This window comes from Aquitalea pelogenes, from assembly GCF_001515305.1.
In the GTDB taxonomy this organism is placed as follows: domain Bacteria; phylum Pseudomonadota; class Gammaproteobacteria; order Burkholderiales; family Chromobacteriaceae; genus Aquitalea; species Aquitalea pelogenes.
This window is the reverse complement of record NZ_LNQV01000011.1, coordinates 95,481-103,131: the sequence shown is the minus strand read 5'-3', so window position 1 is coordinate 103,131 and position 7,651 is coordinate 95,481. Positions and strand designations below refer to the sequence as shown.

The 7,651-nt window shown below is 57.2% G+C and carries 4 protein-coding genes; 1 reads left to right on the top strand and 3 read right to left on the bottom strand.

Annotated features, from left to right (window positions below; all coding sequences use genetic code 11):
* The 3 genes from AWT75_RS21210 to AWT75_RS06915 form a co-directional block, all read right to left on the bottom strand.
* Window positions 1–834 (bottom strand): fimbrial protein (locus AWT75_RS21210; RefSeq protein ID WP_161937729.1); only part of this gene is annotated, 834 nt, incomplete at its 3' end.
* A gap of 368 nt (window positions 835–1,202) precedes the next feature.
* Window positions 1,203–2,519: an ABC transporter ATP-binding protein gene (locus AWT75_RS06920; RefSeq protein ID WP_045846441.1), complete on the bottom strand. Its 1,317-nt coding sequence runs from the start codon at window positions 2,517–2,519 to the stop codon at window positions 1,203–1,205.
* A gap of 14 nt (window positions 2,520–2,533) precedes the next feature.
* Window positions 2,534–4,273 carry an ABC transporter permease gene (locus tag AWT75_RS06915; RefSeq protein WP_045846440.1) on the bottom strand — a complete coding sequence of 580 codons (1,740 nt, stop codon included), beginning with the start codon at window positions 4,271–4,273 and terminating at the stop codon, window positions 2,534–2,536.
* A 478-nt stretch (window positions 4,274–4,751) separates the two neighbouring features.
* Between AWT75_RS06915 and secA the strand changes: the two genes are divergently transcribed.
* Complete coding sequence (secA, locus tag AWT75_RS06910; protein ID WP_062788430.1) at window positions 4,752–7,469, top strand: preprotein translocase subunit SecA; 2,718 nt, start codon at window positions 4,752–4,754, stop codon at window positions 7,467–7,469.
* Window positions 7,470–7,651: the final 182 nt, after the last annotated feature.

The following is a 7,651-nucleotide window of genomic DNA, read 5'->3' as shown; positions in this document are numbered from 1 at the left end:
CAGGCTAACAATATTGCTTGTCTGCCCGGGGGCGCTTATATCCGTGATGGTCATGTACAAATTAACCGGGCTTGGACAGTTAAGAGGCAGGCTGAATGCTGTATTGCCAGTAGTGGAATTAATGCTGTTCAATTGATTGCTGTTGATGTTCGGTAGTTTTATTTGCAAATTGCTAGCTGTGACTGAACAAGTTTGAAATAAAGTATTGGTATATGTGGCGTTTCCCGTAATGTATATGGCGTTTGGGTTGCTCGCATAAGGTTGAGTAGCGTATTTCCATTTAAAAATGGCTACTTGTAAGCCCATTAGGTTGATGGGTGCGGTGTTCGCGAGCGGAGCATGGCGAATTAGGCGGACTCGTGTAGTTATGGTAATGTAGTTGGTGTTACCAGGGTCGAATGAGTTATTTATGCCTGTATTTGCTTCCGGGATGACTGGAATAAGGTTGGATGCGTCAGGGCCAGCTGCGCCAATAAAGCCAACACCTGCTGGGAAACCTGTTTGGGTATATATTGCATACTGCTTGCCATCTGCAGGGTCGACATAATAACCTGCAAGATAAAATGATGATGGCCCATACACAAGAACCGTTCTGGCTACTCCATCATTACAGCCGGAGAATATGTTCATTGTCACTGGTGAGGACCATGGTCCCAGTGGGGTAATCAAGGGTGCATCGCGTGCTGGTACGCTTACTGTGGGTGAAATAGAAATCGATCCGAAAGACGTAGCAGTGCACGCTTCGCTTGTTATTGCCTGCAGTAAGCAAAGTATGGTGAGAAGGTAGTAGAGCAATGACAATTTCATTGTGGTGAGGCGGAGTGTAAGAGTCATGATGTTATTCAGCCAATTAGTATTGCCCAGCGATATGTTGTAGCTGTGCTTTTGCAGTAGTCGATAGTGGTATGCAGGTTCTGCATCCTTTTGGAGTGTCTTTGAGTCGCACTTTATCAGTAATAAAAACCATAATTTTTAATCTTTTTTTTGGTGATGATTCATAGGAAATTTCCTAAATATAAATAGGAAATTTTCTTAATATTAAGAGTCCCTGCGGTGATGTATTTTCACTATTTTTCTGGCTGATTAAAGGCATGGCATGTGCAGCAAAGTATTCAAATTATTTGTAGCAGCAGCTTGGCAGGCAAAGCAATAAAAAAAGGCCACATCGAGTGATGTGGCCTTGATGCTGGGGAAGAGCTGGCTTACTGCCCACCCTCCATGTCTTCCAGACTGAATGTTTCGCTGTGGTCGTTGTAAGAGAAGATTTCCGCGTAACGGCCCCAGCTGATCACGGTATCCAGCGTTTCCTCGGCGGCACCGTCACTCAGCGAGTCTTCCAGCTCCTGTTCAAAGCGCAGGCGCGGCGCGCGTTGACCCGGACGTTCCTGCAGCACGCGGCGAATACGGGCGGCCAGCGGAATATGACGCAGCAGATGCTCGGCAAACAGCACCTTGCGTTCCTGTGTGCCGTAGTCGGCAAACAGCTTGCCGGCGGCCGTCAGTTCGATATCACCGTCGCGCAGTTCGACAAAGCCCAGGTGTTCCAGCGTTTCGGCCACCGGGAACAGGTCGTCCACTTCCAGCAGCAGCTTGCTGCCGATTTCCGGCAGGTCGGCGCGGCCGTTGTACGGTGCGGCGGCCAGCGCTTCCATCAGGCCGGCCATCAGGTTGGTGGACACCTCGGTCAAGGGACTGCCGATTTCCAGTTGCACCTTGTGCAGGGTGTCGGCGCTGCGGCGCTGGGTCATCAGTGCGTAGATGTCATCCACCATCTTGCGGAATGCCGGATCCAGCCGGTTGCGCGGATGGGCGAACGGTACCTTGATTTCTGCCACCACACGGCCCGGATTGGACGACAGCACCATGATGCGGTCACACATGAACACCGCTTCCTCGATGTTGTGGGTGACGATCAGCACGGACTTGATCGGCAGCTGCTTCTGGTTCCACAGGTCGAGCAGGTCGGTACGCAGGGTTTCGGCGGTCAGCACGTCCAGCGCGGAGAACGGTTCGTCCATCAGCAGCAGGGTGGGGTTCACCACCAGGCCACGGGCAAAGCCCACGCGTTGGCGCATGCCACCGGACAACTCGCGCGGGTAGGCGTTTTCAAAACCGTCCAGGCCGATCAGGTCGATGGCGGCCAGTGCGCGGCGGCGGCGCTCCTTGGGTTCCACGCCCAGGGCTTCCAGCCCCGCTTCCACGTTTTGCAGCACGGTCAGCCACGGGAACAGGGCAAAGGTCTGGAACACCATGGCCACGCCTTCGGCCGGGCCGGTCAGCGGCTGGCCGCAGTAGTTCACTTCACCGCTGCTGGCCTGAATCAGCCCGGCAATGATGCGCAGCAAGGTGGACTTGCCCGAACCGGAACGGCCCAAGAGGCCGACGATTTCGCCTTCATGCAAGGTGAGGTTGACGTCGTCCAGTACCTGGATATCGTCTTCGCCACCCTTGTGATAGCCCTTGTCGACATGCTTGAGGGAGAAGATTTCCTGCCGCAGGGTTGTGGTTTCGTTGTGCATGATTTTCCCCCTGGTCAGTTGAGACGGAGTTTGTTTTCGGCAATGGCGTACAGCGGACGCCACAGCAGACGGTTGAACAACACGACAAACAGCGACATCACGCAGATGCCGAGCAGAATCTTGGGAAAGTCACCAGCAGCGGTCATTTGGGCGATATACGCGCCCAGGCCGTGGGCTGCCAGCTTGTCATCGCCCCAGGACACCATTTCCGACACGATGCTGGCATTCCAGGCACCGCCGGAAGCGGTGATGGCACCGGTGATGTAGTAGGGGAAAATGCCCGGCAGCATCACTTGCCGCCACCATTGCCAGCCCTTGATGTGGAAATTGGTGGCTGCTTCGCGGAAGTCATTGGGGAAGGCGCTGGCACCGGCCACCACATTGAACAGGATGTACCACTGGGTACCCAGCACGATCAGCGGCGACAGCCAGATATCCGGATTCAGCTTGAAGTGGACAATGAACACCACGAATACCGGAAACAGCAGGTTGGCCGGGAAGGCTGCCAGGAATTGGGCAATCGGCTGGATCATCTCGGCCAGGCGCGGACGCAGGCCGATCAGCACGCCCAGCGGCACCCAGATGACGGAGGCCAGCGCAATCAGCAAGGTGACGCGGATCAGGGTGATGAAGCCCAGGCCAACTACCTTGAAGGTTTCACCCAGCCCCACTTCACTGCTGATGAAGCTGTACAGCCGCCAGCAGACATAGCCTACCAGCAGGGTGATGAAGGCTCCCCATACGATATCCAGCCCGCGGGATACGCCGGAGTGGGATTCGGTGTGGATGGCACGCGGCAGGCTGATGTTCAGGCGCAGGCGCGCCAGTTTTTTCAGCAGCTTGCCAAACGGACGCAGGATCTGCTGGATGACGCGGGTGCGCTGGATCAGGTTCAGCACCCAGGATTCCGGTGCTGCCTGCGACATGGTGTCTTCCAGGCGGAACTTGTCGGCCCAGGCCACCAGCGGGCGGAACAGGAACTGGTCGTAGATGATGATGACCACGGTCATGGTGAGAATCACCCAGCCAACCGCCGTCAGGTTTTTCTGCGCAATGGCCATGGCCAGGTAGGAACCCACCCCCGGCAGGGTGACGGTCTTGTCACCCACGGTGATGGCTTCGGACGCCACCACGAAGAACCAGCCGCCGGACATGGACATCATCATGTTCCAGATCATGCCCGGCATGGAGAAGGGCACTTCCAGCTTCCAGAACTTCTGCCAGCCGGACAGGCGCAGGTTTTGCGACACTTCTTTCAGGTCGTTGGGCACGGTGCGCAGCGACTGGTAAAAGCTGAAGGTCATGTTCCAGGCTTGCGAGGTGAAAATCGCAAAAATGGCGGCAAATTCAGCGCCCAGTACCCGGCCGGGAAACAGCGCCAGGAAGAATGTCACGGTAAACGAGATATAACCCAGCACCGGCACCGATTGCAGGATGTCCAGAATAGGCACCAGCAACTGGCCGGCGCGGCGGCTTTTTGCTGCCAGCGTGCCGTAGATCAGCGTGAACACGATGGACGCAAACATGGCGGCCAGCATGCGCAAGGTGGTACGCAAGGCGTATTCGGGCAGATTGGCCGCATCCAGCGAGATGGGTTCGGTCTGCAAGGCGCTGATCGGGGCCCAGGTTCCTTGAATGCCGGTGGTGGCAAACAACAGGAAACCCAGGATCAGCGGGAAAGCAATCAAGTCCCAGCGATTGGGCAGCAGCCGCTTGGCTGTGGCGGGAATAAACGGACGGATAACGCTAGTCATCAGGCCTCTCCGATTGGTGTGGTTAACCTGGCGGCACGGTGCAGGCCCCGTTCCGCTTCTTCATCAGATGAGCACCATCTTTTGTTATGGCACGGCATGCCGTGGGCAAACATCAAACTGGCTCTGCAAATGCGCACGAATGATAACAAGGCGCTCATAAAATTTTGATGAAATTTGACATTTTTTTGTATGGATTATGTAACGACACGATTCGGTAGAAAAATAGCGGGAAATCAGCCATTTGCCGGTCTTTATGCTTGCTCTGCCTTAATTGGCAAATCAGGATTCATTGCCGTGTTGTGAAATTGCTTGTCATGGCAACGATGACAGCTTGTCATGACTGCCGTATGGCGGCGACAAGTTTGGCCCACATGGCTTGATTCAGCGCAAGCTCGCCCCCATAACCTTGTTCTCGGGATGTGCTACACTTTCGCCTATTTTGTTTTATCGGCCCGTCCGGGCCTCTGGATTGGAATACATGATTTCCTCGCTACTCAAGAAAGTATTTGGCAGCCGCAACGACCGTCTGCTGAAGCAGTATCGTCAGGAAGTGGCGCGCATCAATGCCCTCGAAGATGGCATGAAAGCGCTGTCCGACGAGGCTTTGGCGGGAAAAACCGCCGAGTTCAAGAAGCGCATCGCTGATGGCGCAACGCTGGACAGTATCCTGCCGGAGGCCTTTGCCGTCTGCCGCGAGGCCTCGCGCCGCGTGCTGGGCATGCGTCACTTCGACGTGCAGCTGATTGGCGGCATGGTGCTGCACAACGGCAAGATTGCCGAAATGCGCACCGGTGAGGGCAAGACCCTGGTGGGCACCTTGCCGGTGTACCTGAATGCGCTGACCGGCAACGGCGTGCATGTCATCACCGTCAACGACTACCTGGCCAGCCGTGACGCCGGCATCATGGGCCGCCTGTACAACTTCCTCGGCCTGACCGTGGGCGTGAACCTGTCGCAGATGGCGCATGACGACAAACAGGCTGCCTATGCCTGCGACATCACTTACGGTACCAATAACGAATTCGGTTTCGACTACCTGCGCGACAACATGGTGTTCACCACCGGCGAAAAAGTGCAGCGCAAGCTGGCCTTTGCCGTGGTCGACGAAGTGGACTCCATCCTGATTGACGAAGCGCGTACCCCGCTGATCATCTCCGGCCCGGCCGAAGACAATATCGACATGTACCAGCGCATGAACGCGGTACCGCCGCTGCTCAAGCGTCAGGAAACCGAAGACGGCGAGGGCGACTACTGGGTGGATGAAAAAGCCCATAGCGTGCTGCTGTCCGAAGCCGGTCACGAGCATTGCGAAGACATCCTGGTACAGCTGGGCATGCTGAAGGAAGGCGACAGCCTGTATTCCGCCACCAACATCACCCTGATGCACCACCTGATGGCCGCCTTGCGCGCCCATTCGCTCTTCCATCTGGACCAGCACTACGTGGTGCAGGATGGTGAAGTGGTGATCGTGGATGAATTCACCGGCCGCCTGATGGCTGGCCGCCGTTGGTCCGAAGGCCTGCACCAGGCAGTGGAAGCCAAGGAAGGCGTGGAAATCAACCGCGAAAACCAGACCCTGGCGTCCATTACCTTCCAGAACTACTTCCGCCTGTACGGCAAGCTGTCCGGCATGACCGGCACGGCCGATACCGAAGCCTACGAATTCCAGAGCATCTACGGCCTGGAAACGGTGGTGATCCCCACCAACCGTCCGATGCAGCGCAAGGACGCGCAGGACAAGGTGTATCGTTCGGCACGCGAGAAGTACGACGCCATCCTGGCCGACATCAAGGACTGCCACGAGCGTGGCCAGCCGGTACTGGTGGGTACCACCAGCATCGAAAACTCCGAGCTGATTGCCGAGCTGCTCAAGCAGGCCAAGCTGCCGCACAACGTGCTGAACGCCAAGGAACATGCGCGTGAAGCCGACATCGTGGTGCAGGCCGGTCGTCCGGGCGTGATCACCGTGGCCACCAATATGGCCGGTCGTGGTACCGACATCGTGCTGGGTGGCAACCCGGAACCGGAAATCCGCGCGGTACAGAAGGACGACAGCCTGTCCGAGGCCGAGCAGAACGCCCGCATCGAAGCCATCCGTGCTGAGTGGAAGCAACGCCACGACGCAGTGCTGGCTGCCGGCGGCCTGCACATCATCGGTACCGAGCGTCATGAATCGCGCCGTATCGATAACCAGCTGCGTGGCCGTTCCGGCCGTCAGGGCGACCCGGGTTCCTCCCGCTTCTACCTGAGCCTGGAAGACCCGCTGCTGCGCATTTTTGCTTCCGACCGCGTGGCCGCCATCATGGACCGTCTGAAAATGCCGGACGGCGAAGCCATCGAACACCCGTGGGTATCGCGCTCCATCGAAAACGCTCAGCGCAAGGTGGAAGGCCGTAACTTCGACATCCGCAAGCAATTGCTGGAATACGATGACGTGGCCAACGACCAGCGCAAGGTGATCTATCAGCAGCGTAACGACATCCTGCAGGATGAAGACGTCAGCGCGGTGGTGATCAATATGCGCGAAGGCGTGCTGTCCGACCTGGTAGACCTGCACCTGCCGCCGGAATCCATGGAAGAGCAGTGGGACCTGGTCGGTCTGGAGAAAACCCTGGAAGCCGAATTCCAGCTGGCCGCCCCGGTGGCCGACTGGATCAAGGCCGAATCCTCGCTGGACATTCCGGATATCAAGGCCCGCATCATCCAGCAGGCTGCCGATGCCTATCAGGCCAAGGTGGAGCTGGCTGGCGAGCAGGTGATGCGCCAGTTCGAACGCAGCCTGGTGCTGCAGATGCTGGATACCCACTGGCGCGAACATCTGGCCGCCATGGACCACCTGCGTCAGGGCATTCACCTGCGCGGCTATGCGCAGAAGAACCCGAAGCAGGAATACAAGCGCGAAGCGTTTGAGCTGTTTGCCGACATGCTGGAGCGTATCAAGCGCAGCGTGGTCAATGTCCTGATGACCGTGCAGATTCGCGGTCAGGAAGACGTTGACGCGGTCGAACCGCATCAGCATGGCGAGTACGAAATGCAGCATGCCGAGCCGGGCTCTTCGCTGGGTGCCGCGGACGAAGAGGACAATCCCTTGTCGCCCGAAGCGCTGGCCGAGCAGGGCCTGCGCGTGAGCCGCAACGACCCTTGTCCCTGCGGCAGCGGTAAAAAATACAAGCAGTGCCACGGCCGCCTGGCCTGAGTCCGACCTCGTCTGACCATGCCATACCAGCAAGCGCCCTGCTTTATGCAGGGCGTTTTGTTTGGAACCTGTTCATAGTCGGCTGCGCTTCGGTGATACTGCGTTAAAAACGTCTGCGGAATGCTCATTTACTTTATGTAAACTTCGCTTCCTTAGCCGTTTTCGCCTTGTCTCACTCTAGC

What these genes read in the sequence shown, in the direction of transcription:
- AWT75_RS06920 (WP_045846441.1), bottom strand. Translation starts at nt 2,519, where the DNA reads ATGCACAACGAAACCACAACCCTGCGGCAGGAAATCTTCTCCCTCAAG.
- AWT75_RS06915 (WP_045846440.1), bottom strand. Translation starts at nt 4,273, where the DNA reads ATGACTAGCGTTATCCGTCCGTTTATTCCCGCCACAGCCAAGCGGCTG.
- secA (WP_062788430.1), top strand. Translation starts at nt 4,752, where the DNA reads ATGATTTCCTCGCTACTCAAGAAAGTATTTGGCAGCCGCAACGACCGT.